Source organism: Corynebacterium pelargi (genome assembly GCF_014635485.1).
In the GTDB taxonomy this organism is placed as follows: Bacteria; Actinomycetota; Actinomycetes; order Mycobacteriales; family Mycobacteriaceae; genus Corynebacterium; species Corynebacterium pelargi.
Genome location: NZ_BMCX01000002.1, coordinates 384,691 through 403,014 on the forward strand (window position 1 = coordinate 384,691; position 18,324 = coordinate 403,014).

At 58.1% G+C, this 18,324-nt stretch carries 17 protein-coding genes; 9 read left to right on the plus strand and 8 right to left on the minus strand.

What is annotated here, in order from left to right:
• Positions 1 to 68: 68 nt before the first annotated feature.
• Both IEU99_RS05560 and IEU99_RS05565 read left to right on the plus strand, forming a co-directional pair.
• A complete protein-coding gene (locus IEU99_RS05560; protein WP_164931184.1) occupies positions 69 to 1,190 on the plus strand; it encodes an ATP-binding protein in 1,122 nt (373 codons plus the stop codon).
• A 5-nt stretch (positions 1,191 to 1,195) separates the two neighbouring features.
• Complete coding sequence (locus IEU99_RS05565; protein ID WP_128890873.1) at positions 1,196 to 1,888, plus strand: response regulator; 693 nt, start codon at positions 1,196 to 1,198, stop codon at positions 1,886 to 1,888.
• A gap of 53 nt (positions 1,889 to 1,941) precedes the next feature.
• Here the strand turns inward: IEU99_RS05565 and IEU99_RS05570 are convergent, their stop codons facing one another.
• Positions 1,942 to 2,922 (minus strand): DUF5692 family protein, encoded by a 981-nt coding sequence (locus IEU99_RS05570; RefSeq protein ID WP_128890394.1) that lies wholly within the window; start codon positions 2,920 to 2,922, stop codon positions 1,942 to 1,944.
• Positions 2,923 to 3,171: 249 nt separating this feature from the next.
• On the opposite strand from IEU99_RS05570, the gene IEU99_RS05575 reads away from it, so the two are divergent.
• Positions 3,172 to 3,774 carry a TetR/AcrR family transcriptional regulator C-terminal domain-containing protein gene (locus tag IEU99_RS05575; protein WP_128890393.1) on the plus strand — a complete coding sequence of 201 codons (603 nt, stop codon included), beginning with the start codon at positions 3,172 to 3,174 and terminating at the stop codon, positions 3,772 to 3,774.
• A 1-nt stretch (position 3,775) separates the two neighbouring features.
• On the opposite strand, the gene IEU99_RS05580 is transcribed toward IEU99_RS05575, so the two are convergent.
• Entirely contained in the window at positions 3,776 to 4,888 is a 1,113-nt protein-coding gene (locus IEU99_RS05580; RefSeq protein ID WP_128890392.1) for a YihY/virulence factor BrkB family protein, read from the minus strand.
• Between the two features lie 61 nt (positions 4,889 to 4,949).
• A complete protein-coding gene (locus tag IEU99_RS05585) occupies positions 4,950 to 5,384 on the minus strand; it encodes a hypothetical protein (protein WP_128890391.1) in 435 nt (144 codons plus the stop codon).
• Positions 5,385 to 5,479: 95 nt separating this feature from the next.
• Here IEU99_RS05585 and imuA' point away from each other — a divergent pair, with 95 nt between their 5' ends.
• Together imuA' and IEU99_RS05595 are read left to right on the plus strand one after the other, a co-directional pair.
• Positions 5,480 to 6,214, plus strand: a complete 735-nt coding sequence (gene imuA', locus IEU99_RS05590; RefSeq protein WP_128890390.1) for a DnaE2-dependent mutagenesis accessory factor ImuA' — start codon at positions 5,480 to 5,482, stop codon at positions 6,212 to 6,214.
• Positions 6,211 to 7,710 carry a Y-family DNA polymerase gene (locus IEU99_RS05595; protein ID WP_128890389.1) on the plus strand — a complete coding sequence of 500 codons (1,500 nt, stop codon included), beginning with the start codon at positions 6,211 to 6,213 and terminating at the stop codon, positions 7,708 to 7,710. The genes imuA' and IEU99_RS05595 overlap by 4 nt, the downstream gene beginning before the upstream one ends.
• Here IEU99_RS05595 and IEU99_RS05600 read toward each other — a convergent pair.
• On the minus strand, positions 7,707 to 8,351 hold the full coding sequence (locus IEU99_RS05600) for an AMIN-like domain-containing (lipo)protein (RefSeq protein WP_128890388.1): 645 nt from the start codon (positions 8,349 to 8,351) through the stop codon (positions 7,707 to 7,709). The genes IEU99_RS05595 and IEU99_RS05600 overlap by 4 nt on opposite strands.
• 126 nt (positions 8,352 to 8,477) lie before the next feature.
• On the opposite strand from IEU99_RS05600, the gene IEU99_RS05605 reads away from it, so the two are divergent.
• Positions 8,478 to 9,329: a sucrase ferredoxin gene (locus tag IEU99_RS05605; RefSeq protein ID WP_128890387.1), complete on the plus strand. Its 852-nt coding sequence runs from the start codon at positions 8,478 to 8,480 to the stop codon at positions 9,327 to 9,329.
• Between the two features lie 69 nt (positions 9,330 to 9,398).
• Here IEU99_RS05605 and IEU99_RS05610 read toward each other — a convergent pair whose 3' ends face one another.
• From IEU99_RS05610 to IEU99_RS05625, 4 genes are all read right to left on the minus strand, one after another.
• Positions 9,399 to 10,133, minus strand: coding sequence for a methionine ABC transporter permease (locus IEU99_RS05610; protein ID WP_128890386.1), 735 nt, complete (start codon positions 10,131 to 10,133; stop codon positions 9,399 to 9,401).
• Positions 10,130 to 11,143, minus strand: a complete 1,014-nt coding sequence (locus IEU99_RS05615) for a methionine ABC transporter ATP-binding protein (protein ID WP_128890385.1) — start codon at positions 11,141 to 11,143, stop codon at positions 10,130 to 10,132. Before IEU99_RS05615 ends, IEU99_RS05610 begins: the two co-directional genes overlap by 4 nt.
• Positions 11,143 to 12,003 carry a MetQ/NlpA family ABC transporter substrate-binding protein gene (locus IEU99_RS05620; protein ID WP_128890384.1) on the minus strand — a complete coding sequence of 287 codons (861 nt, stop codon included), beginning with the start codon at positions 12,001 to 12,003 and terminating at the stop codon, positions 11,143 to 11,145. Before IEU99_RS05620 ends, IEU99_RS05615 begins: the two co-directional genes overlap by 1 nt.
• A gap of 150 nt (positions 12,004 to 12,153) precedes the next feature.
• Positions 12,154 to 13,020: a MetQ/NlpA family ABC transporter substrate-binding protein gene (locus IEU99_RS05625; protein WP_128890383.1), complete on the minus strand. Its 867-nt coding sequence runs from the start codon at positions 13,018 to 13,020 to the stop codon at positions 12,154 to 12,156.
• A 176-nt stretch (positions 13,021 to 13,196) separates the two neighbouring features.
• Between IEU99_RS05625 and IEU99_RS05630 the strand changes: the two genes are divergently transcribed.
• From IEU99_RS05630 to IEU99_RS05640, 3 genes are all read left to right on the plus strand, one after another.
• On the plus strand, positions 13,197 to 16,424 hold the full coding sequence (locus IEU99_RS05630) for an error-prone DNA polymerase (RefSeq protein WP_128890382.1): 3,228 nt from the start codon (positions 13,197 to 13,199) through the stop codon (positions 16,422 to 16,424).
• A 122-nt stretch (positions 16,425 to 16,546) separates the two neighbouring features.
• A complete protein-coding gene (locus IEU99_RS05635; protein ID WP_128890381.1) occupies positions 16,547 to 16,981 on the plus strand; it encodes a PH domain-containing protein in 435 nt (144 codons plus the stop codon).
• Positions 16,981 to 18,255, plus strand: a complete 1,275-nt coding sequence (locus tag IEU99_RS05640; protein ID WP_128890380.1) for a PH domain-containing protein — start codon at positions 16,981 to 16,983, stop codon at positions 18,253 to 18,255. Before IEU99_RS05635 ends, IEU99_RS05640 begins: the two co-directional genes overlap by 1 nt.
• Positions 18,256 to 18,324: the final 69 nt, after the last annotated feature.

The following is an 18,324-nucleotide window of genomic DNA, read 5'->3' on the forward strand; positions in this document are numbered from 1 at the left end:
CCTGATTTTCCAAAGTTCAGGGTATTCCCTGATACCCCTGAGATCCTCGGGGTGTCAGAATGACAAGCATGATCACCTACCCAGCTTTTCGACGCTCCCGCGACCGCATGCTCGGCGGCGTCGCAGGAGGCCTCGCCGAACATCTCGGTGTGCCTGCTGTGGCAGTGCGAGTGTTTTTTGCTGCTGCCTGCTTTGCCACCGGTCTTGGCCTGGTGCTGTACATCGCGCTCTGGGTGCTCTCGCCGCTGGAACAGCATGAGGAGAATGCTGCTCCCCAGTCGCGGGTGCAGCCTGCCCAATGGCTTTTGGTTGCACTGGCCATCCTCGGCTGCACGGTTGGTGCCGGCTTTGGTTTCGGTATCGCCTTAGCGCTGCCAGTGGTGGTGATCCTGGTTGGTGCCGTGGTGGTCTGGGGTGCCTCGGCACGGCAGTCGAGCCTTAAGGTGCTGCTCAGCGTCTTCGGCGTGGTCTTGGTGTGCATTGGCGTTATCACTTCGCTGCGGCTGTGGCAGGGCCCGTATTTCTTCGCGGCCTTGAGCTCGGTGCTGGTGACCTTGCTCGGTGCCGGGGCATTGGCCTTGCCCTTTGCCCGCGGGTTTTTAGATAAGCTCACCGCCGAGCGTGAGGCAAGTGCGGTTGAGGCCCAGCGCGTGCAGATTGCCAATCAGCTCCATGATTCGGTGCTGCAGACCCTTGCGCTGATACAAAAGCGTTCTTCCGAGCCCGAGGTGCAACAATTAGCAAGGCGCCAGGAGCGAGAATTGCGCCAGTGGCTTTTTGCCCCCAGGCAGGAGGCCTCGGTGTTTGCTGCCATTGAACGTGCCTGCGCGGAGGTTGAAGATACGTTCGGCATCACCATCACCCCGGTACTGGTGGGCGAGGATGGTCCAATGAATAGCACCGCTGCTGAGGCGGTGGCTGCCGCCCGCGAGGCCATGGTCAATGCCGCGAAGCACTCCGGTGAGCAGCACTGCGATGTGTATGCGGAGTTGATCTTTGGTGAGCTGCAGATCTTCGTGCGCGATCGCGGCACGGGCTTTGATCCCGATGTGATTGACCCCAGCCGCCACGGGATCCACGATTCCATCATGGCGCGCATTGAGCGTGCCGGCGGGCAGGCCATGATCCGCTCAGAGCAGGGCACAGAGGTAGAGATTCGCGTGGCAATGGATCAGGAGGTAGCGCAGTGAATGAGATCAAGGTGTTTTTAGTTGATGATCACCAGGTGTTTCGTACCGGTGTGCGCGCTGAAATTGGCAATGCGCTGCACATCGTCGGTGAGGCCGGCAGCACCACCGAGGCAATCGAGGGCATTGCGCACACCAACCCCGATGTGGTCTTACTCGATGTGCACATGCCCGATGGTGGGGGAGTGCGTGTGCTGCGCGAGGTTTTGGAACAAAGCGCCGCACAGCCCCCAAAGTTTTTGGCACTGAGTGTCTCCGATGCCGCCGAGGATGTGATTGAGGTGATTCGCGCCGGGGCGCGCGGCTACGTCACCAAAACAATCAGCGGCGATGAGCTCATCCAGGCGGTGCGTAGGGTAGCCGATAATGATGCGGTGTTTTCGCCGCGTCTTGCGGGTTTTGTGCTTGATGCTTTTGCCAAGCCAGACCCGGTGGGCGCAGGAGTGGTGGATGCGCCCGAACGCGACGCGGCGGTGGAGCGCGGCGTGGTGGTAGATGATCCGGTTGCTGATGCGCTTACCCGCCGGGAATTAGAAGTGCTGCGTTTGCTTGCTCGCGGCTATACCTACAAAGAGATCGCCGCTGAGCTGTTTATTTCCATTAAGACTGTGGAAACGCATGCCTCAAATATTTTGCGTAAAACGCAGCAATCTAACCGCCATGCGCTCAGCCGCTGGGCACGCGAACGCGAGCTTGATTAGGCACACAAAAAACAGCATCCGCCCATCGCGGGCGGATGCTGTGGTGGTGTTTCCTAGTGGGCCTTTGCGGTACCGCGGAGGGTTTCTTCGGCCTCTGGGGAGCTACCGGTTGCAACGTGTGCTTGGTAGATCTCGTGGTAGTAGGCGGTGTCGTCGTAAAGCTCATCGCGCAGCGGGTTGAGGTGACGGCGACGGATGGTGCGGATCTGCCACACGGCGACGGCGACATTGGCGAGCAGGGCGATGAAGGAGACGATGAAGAGGGCTTCTGGGCGGTGCGATGCTTCCACGGCGAAGCGGGAGTCGGTGACGAAGCTGGGGACTGCCATCGTGAACATCATCCACAGTGCCAGGGTGTTGGCGCGGTGCTGGAGCCATGCGCCCTTGCAGATGAAGAAGGCGGGGATGGTGCAGGAGATCAGGAGTGCAGCGCCGGCGTAGAAGGCGTGGTCGCCAACGCAGTTGTACACATAGGCGAAGTTCCACAGGTCATAGGCGATGATCCAGAACCACATCATGTCGGGCCAGACCATGTCTTGGCTTGGCTTGCGCGAGATCATGATGCCTGCCCAGCCGCAGATGGTGAGCAAGTTCAGCAGGCCTGCAACGCCATTCATCCAGTTCCAGGAGCCGGAGACCATGTACACGCCATCAACCACGCCATCGGCGTTCATGGCACCAACTTGGAAGTCGCGGATACAAGCCTCAAGGATATTCATGGCCAAGATGGCTGCTGGGAAGACCAATGCCCAGCGCATATCGCGGATCTTCTTGTGGTAGCGCAGCAGCATGAAGCCTAGAACGCCGGCGAGTGCTGAGTAGACCTTGACCCAGTGGAACCAGGTGCCGGTGGAAGATCCTGCGCCTGCGGTGTGTGGCCATACAAAGATGGTGAGGATGATGGGCAGGGCAATATAGAATGCCCAGGCGGCGGCGCGGTAGCGTCGGGTGAGTTCATTGAGCCCGATGAGTGCGCCAAGCACCACAAACCATGCGAGCCAGGCGTACCAGGGGATCGAATCGAAGAGGAACACGTCCTTCTCCTTTGCGCTTGGGAAGCTTTTCGACGCCCTATACGCCCCACATTCCAAGCGCTTCTAGCCGTCGCAGCTTCATTCATGTCTGGCACGTTGCCGGGTGGAGTTTCACCCTGCTGTATGCCGTTGTTCTTACACTTTCAAGGCTATTGTTTGGCTAGTGTTTTGTCTTTAGACACCTTGCTTGAAGTGTCTAGTGTTCGAGTCACACCTTCGCCGCCTGCTTCGTGCCTTAAGCTACAAAGCATGGCCACGTACGAGGCAACCGATGCACAACTTGCGGTCGCGCGTGCCCTCAAGCAGCTTTTGATTGATAAACCGCTGCGCAAAATCTCCGTTGCCGAGCTCTGCCGTGTCGCGGTGATTAATCGCCAGACCTTCTACTATCACTTCAACGACATTTTTGATGCCGCTGCGTGGGTCTTCGCCCGGGAAGTAGCCGATCATATTCTTGCCCACGCCAGCTATAGCGAGTGGGCGGGTGGTCTTGAGCATTTGATGGTGTACATGCGCGAGCACGCAGAACAGGCGATGGCCGTGATCGATTCCTTGCCGTGGTCGCGCACCGAGCGCTTCTTTCACGCCGTGTTAAGGCAGATGATGACGGCAGTGGTAGATGAACTCCTCGCCCAGCCCCCAGCAATTGTGTTGGAGGCGGCAGACCGCGCCTTCGTTATTGAGCACTACACCGTGGCGGTGTGGGGCCATATCGTGCATTGGCTGGCCACCGGCATGGCTGATGATCCCCATGATCTCGTTCGGCGCATCAGCTTTGCCATGCAAGGCCATGTGCGTGAATCTTTGGAGCGTTTTCATGCGCACCCAGGTGGTGCTGGGGTGAGCCACTAAATCAGGGTGCTTGCTTAAAGTTGGCGGCCTGTTCGCGCAGCCGGGCATCAATTTCATTGTTGCCTTCGGCGCCTTGAGAAGATCGCGGTGGTGCCAGGATGAGCGATTCAGAGTCAAGGCCTGCTTCAAGCTCGCGCACGCGGGTGATTTCTGCATCGAGTTTGAGGCCGAGCAGCAAAATGGTGTTGGAAAGCAAAAGCCCAAAGAAGCCGCCGATGAGCCCGCCGAGCGCCCCGTACATGCCGATGTGGAGGAAGTTATTTACGTATAGGCGCACCCCCAGGCCCACCAAGGTGATGGCCACCAGTGAGAGCGTGGAACCTACCGTAAGCCAGCGCATTTTCTTGTATCGCACATTAGGGGCCACGGTGTAGAGCACGGCGATCAGCGCGATGGATAGGGCGATAATGGCAGGCCAGCGGAGGTATTTCCACACAGGCAGGAAGGTGACTAAAAAGAAATCTGCTACCGCGTCGAGGTGAAGGGGCCTGGCCACGGTGTCCAGGATGGGGCGCAGGATATCTTCTTCAAGGAAAAAGGCCACCAAAATGAGTGCGAGTCCGGTGACGATCGCGATGGTCAGTGCCCACATGGTGAGCCAGGTTTTAATCAGGCCGCGGCCTTCGTGGCGGCCATAGAGGGCGTTGGCGCTGCGCGAGAAAGCGCGAACATAGGCAGAAGAGGAAAATAGGGCGATGGCCACCGAGACGATCAGGGTGATCACTGATTGTTGGGTATTGCCCAAGACGATGTCGATCACCTTGTGGGCTTCGTTTTCGTAGTTGGTGGGGATGTTTTCGCTAATGAAGTCCTCGCTGAGCTCGCGCACCCTTGAGCTATTTTGCGCCAGCACCAAAGACGCGATGGCATAAAACCCCAAGAGGGTGGGGATGCCGGTAAAGAGGGTATAAAAGCTCAGCAGCGCACCGCGATCCATGAGGCTGCGGTTAAATACCTCCACATAGAGGCGCTTTGCAATCAGCTTCCAGGAACGCAGCGGAATCCAGCGGTGTGGTTTGCTGACGGTTTCGTAGTACTCCTCCACGCTTTTGGTGCCCACAGCGGGGCTGCCATCGAGTGGCACGATATACGGCTCGTGGGCATGTGAGGGCATGGGAAGAACATCACCTACTTAGAAAAGAGAGAGGGAAACGCCAGGTATTGCTTGGTGCTGCTTAGCGCTTTTGTGGATGGGTATCTACAAACGCCAGTGCACGGCTGCCGTCGATATGCGGAAATACCAGGTACATCCAGCCAAAGACCACCACGGCGCAGGCGATGCTGCCAATGAGGGGCAGTGGGGCAACAAGGGGCGCCAGCATCAGGGCTAACCACACCAAAAACAGCGGAAGGATTTGCGTGAACTTTGGCGTGTAGTGCAGGTTGCGGTTTTCGAGGAAGGCTTTGATTTTGCGGCGGTAGGGGTGAGAGAAGATGAGCATGATGCCTGCTGCGATGCAGATGAGCATGCCGAATACCTGGATGCCGCGGTCAAGGCCGGTGGTGAGCAGTGCAACACCAAGGCCGATGAGTGCGGAGCTGCCTACGCGAACGATCGGTGGGGTGGGGATCGGGGTGGTGTGCGAGCGCATGGTGGAGTAGGCGTTCATGCAGCAAACGCTAGCACTTGGGCTGGGATCGTCGTGTGGGGGCTGCATCTTGTGTCTGCTTGACGCACATTTGTTCGGCTGTTTAGCATGGGCGCATGCAGCAAACGGGTGTTCGAAACATGGTGGATGTGGAAGGCGTAGAAAACCTCTCTGCGCTCAGCCGCCATGAGCGCATCGCGGTGTTGCGCAACAAGGTTGCAGCGATGAGCAACGCCAGCCCAGATCTGCCCGCACCCCTGGAGCCGGATGCCCAAAAACCATCATCGTCGCAGTTCATTGAGGTTTCTCGCCCCATCGCCCAAGTACTGCCCGATGGGGGATTGCTCAGGCGATGCGTATATGAATGTAGCCCCACCCCAGCCTTTGTGGCAGAACTCATTGCGCAATTAAGCGCCCAGGGCACCTTCGTTGCGGTGGTGGGGTGGCCAGAATTAAGCCTGGCGGGCATCGCCGAATCTGGTGGAGATAGCACCTGTGTGGTGGCGATCCCCGATCCCGGTGAAGATCCCCTCTCTACGCTCGGGGTGTTGGTTGAAGGCATCGATGTGGTGATCTATCGCGGCGCGCCCATGACCTTGTCACCCGTGCGCGCTCGCCCGCTTTTGGCGCGCCTGCGCAAAGGTGTTGGTGCATTGGTGCTGGTGGGCATGCAGGTGGCTTCCCCGCGTGCCAGGTTGGAGGCCCAGGTGCGAGGCTTTCGCGGTATTGGTGAAGGCCAGGGGCGCATTAAGGCGGTGGATCTAGAAATTACTGGCCAGGCCAAAGCCTTTCATGCTCGCGCCACGATGAGCATTGGGCAGCCACGCACACTGCATGTGGTGGACTCATGAGGGTCTTGGCGCTGTGGTGCCCTGATTGGCCTGTGCAGGCAGCGATGATGCGAGGGCTTGTCCCTGCCGGTGCGCCGGTGATGATCAATGCCAAGCATCGCATTAGCGTGTGTAATGCTGCCGCCAGGGCCCAGGGGGTGCGCCGCGGTATGCGCACACGCGAAGCCCAGGCGATTGCCAATGCCATTGTGGTGGACGCCGATGAGCAGCGAGACGCGGCCACCTTTGCAGGCATTGCGGAATCGCTGGATCAGGTGGCCTCAAGCATCGAGATTCTGCGCCCCGGCTTAGCCTTGGTTAATGCAGAGGCAGCGGGACGTTTTCATGGCGGTGAAGCTAAGGCGGCAGAAAAGCTTATCGACGCCTCCGCGCGCGAACATATGGATAGCTTCATCGGCATTGCCGACGATATTTCCACCGCCGTGATTGCCGCGCGCACTCAAGACATTGTGCCACCGGGTGGTTCCCGGGACTTCTTGCGCGAGCAGCCCATTAGCCGCTTATTAGAGCCCGCCTTGGGGTGCGAGGCAGAAGTGGTGCGCACGCTCAATGCGCTTGGGGTATGCACCCTTGGGGCCATTGATGATCTCGGTGTGCGCGCGATGATCACCCGCTTTGGTGCCGCAGGCCGGCGTTGCCATGAAGTGGCGGCAGCACGGGATACTCGCCTGGTTGCTCCTGCGATACAGCAGGCTGACCTGAGCGTGAGCATTACGCCCGAGACCCCTTTGACTCGCGTGCATGAAGCCGCCTTTGCTGGCCGTGAATTAGCAGCGCAGTTGCATCAACAACTCAAAGCCCAAGGGCTTGTGTGCATGCGATTAAAAATTACTGCCTTCATAGGCCAGCAGGCATGTGAGCGCATCTGGCGTACACGCGAACCTTTAAGTGAGCGCGCCACAGCAGAGAGGATCCGGTGGCAGCTTGATGCGTGGATACAGCGTGCGCAGGTAGACGATGCTGCTGGTGGGATTGACACATTGTTATTAACCCCAATTGAGTGCGCACCCCCAGAACACTATGGGCTTTGGGGGCATACATCGGATCATGCTCGCCAGCAGGTGCTTGCACGAGTGCAGTCCACGTTGGGTACAGATGCCGTGCTCCAACCGGTCAGCAGTGGTGGCAGGGGTGTAGAAGATCGCGTGCAGTTCGTGCCCTTCGGGGAATCCCAAGAGGCCCAAGCTGCTTTTGCGGGCGCCATTCCAGGGCCACTGCCGGCAAGCATCGGCCACCCCAGCGCCAGGGCGCAGCTTGTTGATGCCCAAGGCCAGCCCATTCGCGTGGTAGAGGCTGCCTTAAGTGCGCCACCGGCTGGGTTTCAGTGGGGCCAAAAGCGCTATCGCATCACTGGGTGGGCAGGCCCTTGGCCGGTGGATGATCAATGGTGGGTAGGCGGGCACCCCTGTGCTCGCCTACAAATTGTGGCCGAAGGCCCACACGCGTGGCTATTGGTATGGGCAGGCCAATGGAGAGTCGAGGCGAGCTATACCTAGTTATCTACAATGTCCACCACAACGCGAGTGGGGTTTTGCAGAAGCTGGATCGAGTAGGGGCGGCGGCTATCAAGGCCAGCGACGAACATCTCGCGGCCTTCATAGATGCCGTGCTCACGCACCTCGGTAATGTGCCCGGCACCCTTGATCTTGCTTAAGTCAGCAGATTCGATGGTGGTTTCAAAGGGGTAGCTCACACCGTCGATATTGATAATCAAGGCAACCTTGCCCTTGTACTCCAAGGCATGCCCGGAACCCATCTGCGCCGGAGTATCGGTGTAATCCGCATACCAACCGGGTGCATCAGAGCCCTCGATATCGAATACGATGCGATCAAAACCATCGTGGTGCCCAACACGAACATTGGTCACCACAGCGCCAATGCTTTGTGGACGCTGCTCCTTGGCAGCTACTGAAGCATCACCCAAGGGGGCGATGCCCGCCTCTTCTTTTTCTGCCTCCTCGCGCAGTTTCTGGCGATCCGCAGTATTGGAAGGCGACACCGTAGCCGTGGAGGTGACCTTCTTGGTGGTGGTGGAGGTTTCAGAGCTTAAGGGGTTGAGCTTTGGGTCGTCGTCATCGCAGGCGGCAAGGCCGACGGTCAAGCCAATAACGGTAATAAGCGATGCGATTTTTTTCATATCCCCACGCTAACCGAAACTGCAGCAAAGCATCGGGAAATTCGCGTGAATGTTATCGAATCGAGACGACAGGCAACCAAGGGTGTCCTAAACAATCCGGGATTGAGGTGACTATGCTGGGCATCTATGACTACCTGGTGCTCCGACGTTCAACCAGAACCCTTACCTGGCACAGCCAGAACCGGAACGACATTCGTGCTGATGGAACATCACGGCCCCTGGAGTCGAGACATCCTCGACGGCGGTACGCTCGCGCACACCGAATGCTTCCGAGACATCCCCGGTTTCACCCTGATCCGCAAACCAGGCCGCGCGGGGCGCAAGCCGAAGCGCCTGCGCAACGTCTACCTGGTGTTTGCAGAGCACAATATTGTCGAACACCTCGAAATCCCCGAGGCGATGGTGCCAAACCTGGATTTCTCCGGCCCGGGCCGCAATGTAGAACACGGCGCCACCACCTTGGATGCGCCAGTACTACTGACCTGTACCCACGCCAAGCGCGATCAGTGTTGCGCGCTGAAAGGCCGGCCGATCGTTGCCGATTTGCAGCAGCGCTTCCCCGATGGGCATATCTGGGAGTGCTCTCATGCCAAGGGGCACCGTTTTGCCCCAGCCATGCTGCTCTACCCTTGGGGCTTTTCCTTTGGGCGCTTAAATAACGAAGCCGCAGCCGAGCTTTACCGCTATGCCTGCAAGGGCTTGCTCTTTTATCCAGGCAATCGTGGCCGCACCACCTTAGATGCCCAGGAACAAGTAGTGGAGTTAGCGGTGGTAGATGCCCTTCAAGAAGCAGGAGAGCAGATAGCCATGGATGCGTTGAGCACTGCTGGAACGAGGGTGCGTCACCGCGACGGCAGACAGTGGGAGGTGCGCCTTGAGCGCATCGAGGTTGAAGGCGTGGTGTCTTCTTGTGGCGATGCCCCCAAACAAGGCAAGGCCTGGGTGGCAACGCAGATCGAGCCTGTGGCAGCGGGGTAGGGGCGCGCGGAGACGTCGAAAAGCAAAAAGGCCCAAGGCAATGAAGCCTTGGGCTTTCTACGTGTTGGGTTAGCGGCGCATGATCTTCTTGGAAAGCCAGTTGCCGAAAAGCTGGGCGACCTGGACGATCAAGATGATGACGAAGGTAGCCACATAGGTTACTTCCCAGTCGTAGGCGCGATAACCGTAGACGATGGCGAAGTCACCCAAACCGCCGCCGCCGATGTAGCCGGCCATGGCCGACATGTCCACGATGGCGATAAAGATGAAGGTATAACCCAATACCAGCGGGCCGAGGGCCTCGGGGATGATGACGGTGGTGATGATCTGCCAGGGGCTTGCGCCCATGGAACGGGCAGCCTCGATCACGCCGGGGTCAATGGCCACGAGGTTTTGTTCCACAATGCGGGCCACGCCGAAGGTAGCGGCGATGGACATGATAAACATTGCGGCTTCGCGCCCAATCGTGGTTCCCACCACCGCCAAGGTCAAAGGACCAAAGGCGGTGATCATGATGATGAAGGGGATGGGGCGAACGAAGTTCACCAAGACATTCAGCAGGGTATAAAAGGCCTTGTTCTGCAAAATGCCGCCCGCGCGGGTGGTGTAGAGCAGCACGCCGATGGCAAGACCTAAGATGCCGCCTACCACTAAGGTCACAGAGACCATGACCAAGGTATCGACGATGGCCTCGCCGAAGGTGGGGCCGAGACGGTCCCAGTCGGCTGCGAGGATTGCAGTATTGGCTGCATCGGTACTCGAGCTGATTGCGGAGTTCAATGCGCCGAAGGTGGTGGTGCTCATCGGGTGATCTCCTCAATGTTCGTGGTACGCCTCAAGGCCTGGTAGAACTGCTCTACTACGTCTTCGGGGCCAACCAGGCGCACCGTGACCTTGCCAAAGGAATGCTTTTGCAAGGTGGTGATGCCGCCATGGACGATGTGAATGATGGCGCCGTTATCTTTGGCAGCAGCCGCGGCACTAAAGAAGCCGGATTCCTCCGACAAGGTGATGGTAAACAGCCGCCCTTCGTGGAAGAGCAAGTCTTCTGCCTCAAACTCATCGGGGGTGTTGCGCAAAGAGGTCGCCACAAAGCGCTGTGCCACACCGGTGCGTGGATTGGAAAACACCTCATAAACAGAGCCGTATTCCACCACTTTGCCCTGTTCCATCACCGCGACTTTGTCGGCAATAGAACGCACCACGTCCATCTCGTGGGTAATGACCACGATGGTGATGCCAAGTTCACGATTGACTCGGCGCAGCAGAGCCAAGACTTCTTCGGTGGTTTCTGGGTCCAGGGCGGAGGTGGCTTCGTCGGCAAGCAGCAGTGCTGGGTCGGTAGCCAGTGCGCGGGCGATGCCCACGCGCTGCTTTTGTCCACCGGAAAGCTGCTCGGGGTAGTGCTTTCCGCGATCGCCTAAGCCTACGAAGTCGAGCAGTTCCTGCACGCGCGCTTTGCGCTCGGCAGAAGGCATGCCGGCCAGCTTGAGTGGGTACTCCACATTGCCCGCCACCGTTTTGGAGTTGAGCAAGTTGAATTGCTGGAAGATCATGCCGATATTGCGGCGCACTTTGCGCAACTGCTTTTCCGACATCCCGACGATATCGGTGCCGTCGAGGCGCAGCGCGCCGCTGGTGGGCTTGTCTAGACCGTTGATCATGCGCACCAACGTGGATTTGCCGGCACCGGAGTAGCCGATCACGCCGATGATCTCGCCGGGTTCGACGGTAAGCGTGACCTTGTCGAGCGCCGTAATGGTGCCGCCGAAGACTTTGGATACGTCTTCGAACTCAACCTTGGTGCCTGACATTACTTGTTTTGCTCCTCGAGGCGATCAAGGATCTTTTGCAGGTCTTCCTGGGAGCGGTCCACGGAAACAGAGGTGCCCTTGGAATCCTCTTCCACAGCCTGCTGCACCTCGGGGGTGTGCCAGAGCTCGACGAGCTTCTTCAGGTTTTCGTTATCCACGTTGTCCTTGGTGGTAACGAGCACGTTGATGAAGGGCTCGGTGGAAGGATCGGAAGGATCGTCCTGGAGCACGGCGGTCTTCGGGTCGATGCCGGCGCGATCAAGGAAGGTGTTGTTGATGATGGCGGGCTTGCCCTCGAAGTAGGCGGTGGAGGTCTGAGCCGCATCCACGGGGGTGAGCTTCACCTTGGACTTCTCGGTATCCACATCAGCCGGGGTGGGCTTTGCTACGTCATCCTTTTTCAGCTTGACCAGGTCTTTGCTCTTGAGCACGTTGATGGCGCGGGCCTGGTTGGTGGGATCGTTGGGGATGGCTACTTCTTCGCCATCGATGCCGTCGATGGAATCGTGATCCTTCCAGAACAGTGCCAGCGGCACGACCTCGGTGGAGCCAACTGGTGCCAGGTCCGAATTGGACTTCACATTGTAGGTAGCAAGGAAGTCGAGGTGCTGGAAGAGGTTGGCGTCGATCTGCTTTTGGGTCAGCGCCTGGTTGGGGGTGTTGTAGTCGGAGAAGTTCTCGATCTCCAGGTTGATGCCGTTTTCCTTGGCCTTGTCCTCCCACACGCTCCAGGCCTTCTTGGCGGAGTCGGTGGTGCCGATGGTGACGGTGGAGTCGTCGGCCTTATCGTCGTTGCCGCAGGCCACCAGACCGGTGGCGGCGATTGCGGAGGCGAACACGGCGGCGAGTTGCTTTTTCATGGTGTGCTTCCTAAACGTCTCAGGGTATAGACAGAGCTTTCTACTGCCCTTTGGTGTTTGACAAATTTAGCAGCAGGAACGTCGAATGTACAGCTCAGTCTATTCTTAGCTTTTCGACGTCCCCTGCCGCAGCTTGAGCGGCGTACAGCCCTATTGTTGCTTGGCGTCTTGTTCCAGCTTGTCCAGGATTTTCTTCAGATCTTCCTGGCTGCGCTGAATGGGATATGCGGTGCCCTTGGTGTCTTCCTTGCGGGCTTCTTGCACCTCGGGGCTGTGCCAAATCTCTACCAGTTGTGCAAGCTGTGGATCATCGGCGCGATCTTCGGTGGTGACCAAGACGTTGATATAGGGCTCGGCTTCGGGGGATGCGGGATCGTCTTTGAAGATCGCCGTCTTGGCGTCGATGCCGGCGCGATCAAGGAAGTTGTTATTGATAATCGCCGGCTGGCCATCGCCATAGGCTGCCGGGGTTTGGGCTGCATCCACTGGGGTGAGCGTGACCTTGGAGGCCTTGGTATCAACATCGGCGGGGGTGGGGCTGAGCTGGTCTTTATCTTTCAGCGTGATCAGGTCGGCCGCGGCTAGCACGTGCAGGGCGCGCGCTTGATTGGTGGGGTCATTGGGGATGGCAATGTTTTCACCCTCGATGCCATCGAGGGAGTCGTGGTCTTTCCAAAACAGTGCCAGGGGCACTACTTCGCTTGATCCAACTGGTACGAGATGCTCGCCGGTATTGGCGTTATATTCCGCCAGGAACTTCAGGTGCTGGAATTGGTTGGCGTCGATCTGGTGCTGCGAAAGCGCCTGGTTTGGAGTGGAGTAATCGGCGAAATTGACTACCTCAAGGTTAATGCCGGCCTCTTTGGCCTTGTCCTCCCATACCTGCCAGGCCTTTTGGGATGAGTCGGTGGAGCCGACCTTGATGGTGTCGCCGGCCTCGTTGCTATCGCTGGAGCAGGCCACCAGGCTGGTGCCAAGGAAGGTGGCGGCGAGTGCTGCGCTGAGGATTTTCTTCATGTGCTCTTACTTTCTGTTGTGTACTGAGTTGTCTACTTATTGGACAAAGCATGAGGTTAGCAGTTTGAGCAAAAACTGTACAGCTTGGTCTAAAGTGCGTACCCGAAAAGGTGTGGGTAAAGCGCATTAGAACACCCGTTCGTCATTGTTGGGGGTTGTGTTTTAGTATCGAACGCATGGACGATAACCCGACGCTTGGTATCTGCGGTGGAGGCCTGAACTGGGCAGATATTAATAGCGTGCTCAACGGCACCTTTGAAAAGGTGCTCGTGCCCGCATCGCATCGCAGGCGACTACGCACCAGCGCTTTCACCTCCGTCGAAGGTTCGGGTGAGCAAACAGGCAGCGGTGGGCAAGCGAGCGGTGGCGTGCAAGCGGGCGGCGGTGTGCGAGTGGGCGGTGTGCAAGCAGGCAGCGGCGGGGCTGAGCTTCACGCCAAAAGCTCCTTTGCCTTTTTGGAAGGGGCTTCAAGCCCCGAGGAATATGTAGAAGCCGCCCAAGCATTAGGGCTCAGCGCGCTGTGCTTGATGGATAGAGACGGGCTCTATGGCGCTATGGAATTTGCGCTTGCCGCTGCGGATGCTGGAATACAGACCGTCTTCGGGGCAGAGCTCGGCATCGATCCCACACTGCCGCCGTTGCCGGTGCTGTGTAAAAGCCCAGAGGGGTATCGCCGTTTAAGCCTCAGCATTACCCAAGCGGCCATGCGCACCGGAGAAAAAGGCAAGGTGGCGTACCCGAGCCTGGAATTACTTGCGCAGGCAGCAAATAAGCAGTGGTATGTATTATTGCCCGCTGCCTGGCACGAGCGCGCAACAGAAGTAGTGGAGGCCTTTGGCGCACACAATGTGCTGGCCCTATTTGAATCCACCATGTGCCCCACCGACTGCGATGATCACGAGGTGCTTGCAGATCTATGCCAACGCTATGGCATACGCGGGATCGTGAGCGGATCACCTACCGCAGCATATGCAGCACACGCACGCCTTGCCGGTGCAAAAGCAGGATTGCGCCAGCGAGCATCCCTTGCCCAACACCGCCCCCATACCCACCCCGCCGGAGGATCGTGGCTGAAAGCCATGCCACAGGTGGCAGCCAGTGTGGTTGGGGGAGTAGCGCTCTTGCACACCACCGATGACGTAGCCAAAGAATGTGCCTTTGCCCTCGATCTGCTTATTCCAGCACTGCCACACTGGGACGTACCCGATGGGCATACAGAGATGAGTTGGCTACGCCATCTGGTGTGTGAGGGAGTACAGCAGCGCTATGTGCCGCGCTACCGCGGTGATGAAGAAGCACTGGCCAAGGTGTGGGCGCAGATCCACCATGAGCTCAACATTATTGAGCAACTCGGCTTTCCCGGCTACTTCCTCATCGTGCACGACATTGTGCAGTTTTGTCACCGCTCCAATATTTTGTGCCAAGGCCGTGGCAGTGCCGCGAATTCCGTGGTGTGTTTTGCTCTTGGCATTACCAATGTGGATCCGATCGCCGCCCGGCTGTTATTTGAGCGCTTCTTATCCCCAGAACGCGACGGCCCACCCGATATCGATATTGATATTGAATCCACCCGGCGTGAGGAAGTGATCCAATACGTCTACCGCCGCTATGGCAGAGATAATGCAGCGCAGGTAGCCAACCTCATTACCTACCGGCGCCGTGGCGCACTCCGCGATGCATCCCGCGCCTTGGGCTACCCCCAAGGCAGTGCCGATGGTTGGGCCAAGGGCTTCCAAGCAGTACCAGAAGATGTAGACGCATTAGCGCAACAATTTCTAGAGCACCCACGGCATCTCGGCATCCATTCAGGTGGCATGGTGATTTGCGATCGCCCCATTGCCAATGTGGTGCCGGTGGAATGGGCGCGCATGGAAGGTCGCTCGGTGGTGCAGTGGGATAAAGAAAGCTGCGCTGCCGCCGGGTTGGTCAAGTTTGATCTGCTTGGCCTTGGCATGTTGGAAGCCCTACACCACATGATCGACCTGGTAGAAGAACAGCACGGTAGGCGCGTCAACCTTTGGGAGCTCGACCTCGCCGAAGCAGAAATCTATGCCATGCTTTCGCGCGGGGATGCCGTAGGAGTGTTCCAGGTGGAATCGCGCGCCCAGATGGCCACCCTGCCCAGGCTGAAGCCACGGGAATTTTTCGATCTAGTGGTAGAAGTTGCGCTTATTCGCCCAGGACCTATCCAAGGTGGTTCGGTGCACCCATATATTCGCCGCCGCAACGGGCTTGAGCCGGTGGAATATGATCACCCAATTTTGCGCAATGCTTTAGAAAAGACCCTCGGCATCCCGCTGTTTCAAGAACAACTCATGCAAATGGCGGTGGATGCCGCAGGGTTTAGCGGCGCCGAAGCCGATGAGCTGCGCCGCGCCATGGGCTCGAAGCGCTCGCCAAAGAAGATGGCGGCAATGAAGCAACGCTTCTATCAAGGCCTGGCCAATAACGGCATTGATGGCGAAGTGGCCCACAAGCTGTGGAATAAGATCGTGGCCTTTGCCGCCTATGGCTTCCCCGAATCCCACTCGCAGTCCTTTGCCTCCCTGGTCTATTTCTCCGCGTGGTTTAAATATCACTACCCGGCAGAATTCTGCGTTGGCCTCTTGCGCGCCCAACCCATGGGCTTCTACTCGCCGCAGTCCTTGCTTGCCGACGCCAAACGCCACGGTGTAGCAACGCTGCCCATTGATGTGAACTGCTCCCAAGTAGAAGCGAGCATCGAGCAAGGCGCAATCAGATTAGGGCTCAACCTAGTGAAAGGCCTTGGAGAAAAAGCCGCTGCCGCAGTAGTAGCGCACGCCCCTTATCAGGATGTAGGCGATCTAGCGCGCCGGGCAGATCTGGGGCGCGCCAAAATTGAGGCACTCGCCAGGGCCGGTGCCTTGGAGCGTTTTGGTTCTCGACGCCAAGCCCTATGGCAGGCAGGAACAGTAGAACACGCTGGAATGTTGCCAGGCCTGGCAGTAGAGGCACCATCGCTGCCTGGCATGACGGCCTTTGAGCTGATGGCAAGCGATATCGCCTCAACCGGGGTGAGCGAGATACAGCCCATTGAGATGCTGCGGGAATGGTTGGATACCCAAGGTGTGCTCAAGGCCTGTGACCTGCTTACGCCAGAAGATGGCACCCGTATCCGCATCGCCGGGGTGATCACCCACCGCCAGCGCCCCAAAACCGCCCAAGGCGTGACCTTTTTAGGCATGGAAGATGAGACAGGGTTGATGAATATCGTGGTCTCAGTGGGGTTATGGGAGCGATCCTTATTGGCCCGTAGCGCTAAAGCCGTGATGGTTCGTGGCATCGTGCAAAACCAAAACGGGGTGGCCAGCATCGTGGCGGATAAGTTTGAGCCACTGCCGCTTGCTCATGCCTTAAGCAGAGGGTCGAGGGATTTTAGGTGAGGCGGTATCTAAGCAAAGGCGCAGGGAAAAGGCCGGAAGTGGAATAGAAGCAAGCAGCGAAAAGGCCGCCGTAGCGGCATCGAGAATGCCCAGATGCATCGCCTGTGCTATTGATAGGCAATATGGAATATCAGCCAGTATCGCGGAAACTCATCCTAGGCAGATACATCGCCTACGGCATCGTCTTGGTGGTGCTCGCGATTGCCATTGCCGCAGGTGCGCTGCTGTGGACGCCGTGGCTCTGGCTGGCCATGGTTGCGCTGGTGATTTACGCCGGGTGGCAGGCGTGGCTGATCCCCGTGCAAGTAGGTGCAACTGGCTGGCGCGAAGACGAGCGAGAGCTGGTCATTAGCAAGGGCAGGATGTGGCACTCCCTGGTAGTGATTCCTTATAACCGCATCCAATACGTCGATATTTCCCGCGGGCCGATCGCCACCAAGCTCGGCTACGCCGAGGTGCAAGTACACACCGCTGCCGTGGTGGATTCGACCATCCCGGGAGTACCACTGGAACAGGCCGAGCATCTGCGCGCACGATTCTCTCAGAGGCTGAGCTAATGCGGGTACATCGTCTCTCGCCGATGGTGCGCATTGCGCAGTCATGCATCGCAGTGTTGGTGGTGCTGCTGGTGCGCGAAGATTTCCGTAGCTTCATACTCAATCACTTGAGCACCTGGTGGATTGCGCTGCTGGTCCTCCTAGGCTTGATGGCGCTAACGTGGGTGCTTTCTGGGATCTGGTGGCGCGCCACCAGCTTTAGTATCGGCGAAGAAATATCCTACGAGCACGGCGTATTCAGCAAAACCACCCGCAGTGCTCAACGCGAAAATATCCAGGCTGTGGATGTCGTAGAGCCATTTTTTCCAAGGCTCTTCGGATTGGCTGAGCTGCGCATCGAAACCGCAGGCGGCGATGATTCCGTTATTGCCATTCGATACCTCAGGCCCGCCCAAGCCCACGAACTGCGTAAAGAACTCCTCAGCCACGCAAGGCATGCTGGCGAAGATGCTATTGAAGGCGCTGCCGAAGATACCGATGCTCAGCTGCTGGGGCATAAAGATGCGAAGGTGCAAGGCCATGCCCACGATGGGCAAGCCGGTGACGCGGATGTCAGTATCCCTGTATCGCGAGCACTGCTTGGTGCCGGCTTGCAACAAGCCCCGCGCTTGCTCATCCTTCTGCTTGTTTTCTGGGTCCTTGATCTGGCCAGCATTGGTCTGATCGCCATTGCCTTTAGTGTGGTGCCACCGTTGTTCCGCCGCCTTGATCAGGCCTGGCAGATGCGACTTCGCTTTAGTAACACCCTCAACCTCACCTACGGCTTGGCTAATCGCTCGCACAGTGACATTCCTTTGCGCCGTGTGCACGCCGCGCGGATCAAGCAGTATCCGCTCTGGCGCTTCTTTGGCTGGTGGGAAGTCACGCTTGCGGTATCCGGCTACACCGAAAACACCACGGTGTTGCCCGTCGGTACTCGTGAGGAGGTAGAAGAAGTGCTCCAGCGCATCTTCGGTAGGGACATGGATATCCGTGCCACTTGCTCAAGCCCAAAGCAGGCGAAGTGGATCTCTCCAATCGACTGGAAACAACAACAAGTCGAGCTAGAACAAGAGCATGTGGTGCTGAGTTTCGGAAGGATCGCGCCTCAAAGGGTGTTACTCAACCGTGCTGATATTCAAGCCCTGGAGTTAAGCCACGGTCCGGTGCAGCATAAGCTCGGCGTGTGCAACCTCGAGTGTTCGGTAGTGCATGGGCCGGTGCGAGCAAAGATCAGGGATCTGCGCACTGAAGATGCGCAGAGGTTACTGGGGCAGTTGCGGGCAGGGCAGTAGGGTTACGGCCACGAAGGGTGATTGCTCAGCCCGGTATCCAAGAAATGCATGAGTCAGCTGCGCCCAAGA

Coding starts and splice junctions, on each gene's coding strand:
- IEU99_RS05560 (WP_164931184.1), top strand. CDS start 69: ATGATCACCTACCCAGCTTTTCGACGCTCCCGCGACCGCATGCTCGGC.
- IEU99_RS05575 (WP_128890393.1), top strand. CDS start 3,172: ATGGCCACGTACGAGGCAACCGATGCACAACTTGCGGTCGCGCGTGCC.
- IEU99_RS05580 (WP_128890392.1), bottom strand. CDS start 4,888: ATGCCCTCACATGCCCACGAGCCGTATATCGTGCCACTCGATGGCAGC.
- IEU99_RS05585 (WP_128890391.1), bottom strand. CDS start 5,384: ATGAACGCCTACTCCACCATGCGCTCGCACACCACCCCGATCCCCACC.
- imuA' (WP_128890390.1), top strand. CDS start 5,480: ATGCAGCAAACGGGTGTTCGAAACATGGTGGATGTGGAAGGCGTAGAA.
- IEU99_RS05595 (WP_128890389.1), top strand. CDS start 6,211: ATGAGGGTCTTGGCGCTGTGGTGCCCTGATTGGCCTGTGCAGGCAGCG.
- IEU99_RS05600 (WP_128890388.1), bottom strand. CDS start 8,351: ATGAAAAAAATCGCATCGCTTATTACCGTTATTGGCTTGACCGTCGGC.
- IEU99_RS05605 (WP_128890387.1), top strand. CDS start 8,478: ATGACTACCTGGTGCTCCGACGTTCAACCAGAACCCTTACCTGGCACA.
- IEU99_RS05610 (WP_128890386.1), bottom strand. CDS start 10,133: ATGAGCACCACCACCTTCGGCGCATTGAACTCCGCAATCAGCTCGAGT.
- IEU99_RS05615 (WP_128890385.1), bottom strand. CDS start 11,143: ATGTCAGGCACCAAGGTTGAGTTCGAAGACGTATCCAAAGTCTTCGGC.
- IEU99_RS05620 (WP_128890384.1), bottom strand. CDS start 12,003: ATGAAAAAGCAACTCGCCGCCGTGTTCGCCTCCGCAATCGCCGCCACC.
- IEU99_RS05625 (WP_128890383.1), bottom strand. CDS start 13,020: ATGAAGAAAATCCTCAGCGCAGCACTCGCCGCCACCTTCCTTGGCACC.
- IEU99_RS05630 (WP_128890382.1), top strand. CDS start 13,197: ATGGACGATAACCCGACGCTTGGTATCTGCGGTGGAGGCCTGAACTGG.
- IEU99_RS05635 (WP_128890381.1), top strand. CDS start 16,547: ATGGAATATCAGCCAGTATCGCGGAAACTCATCCTAGGCAGATACATC.
- IEU99_RS05640 (WP_128890380.1), top strand. CDS start 16,981: ATGCGGGTACATCGTCTCTCGCCGATGGTGCGCATTGCGCAGTCATGC.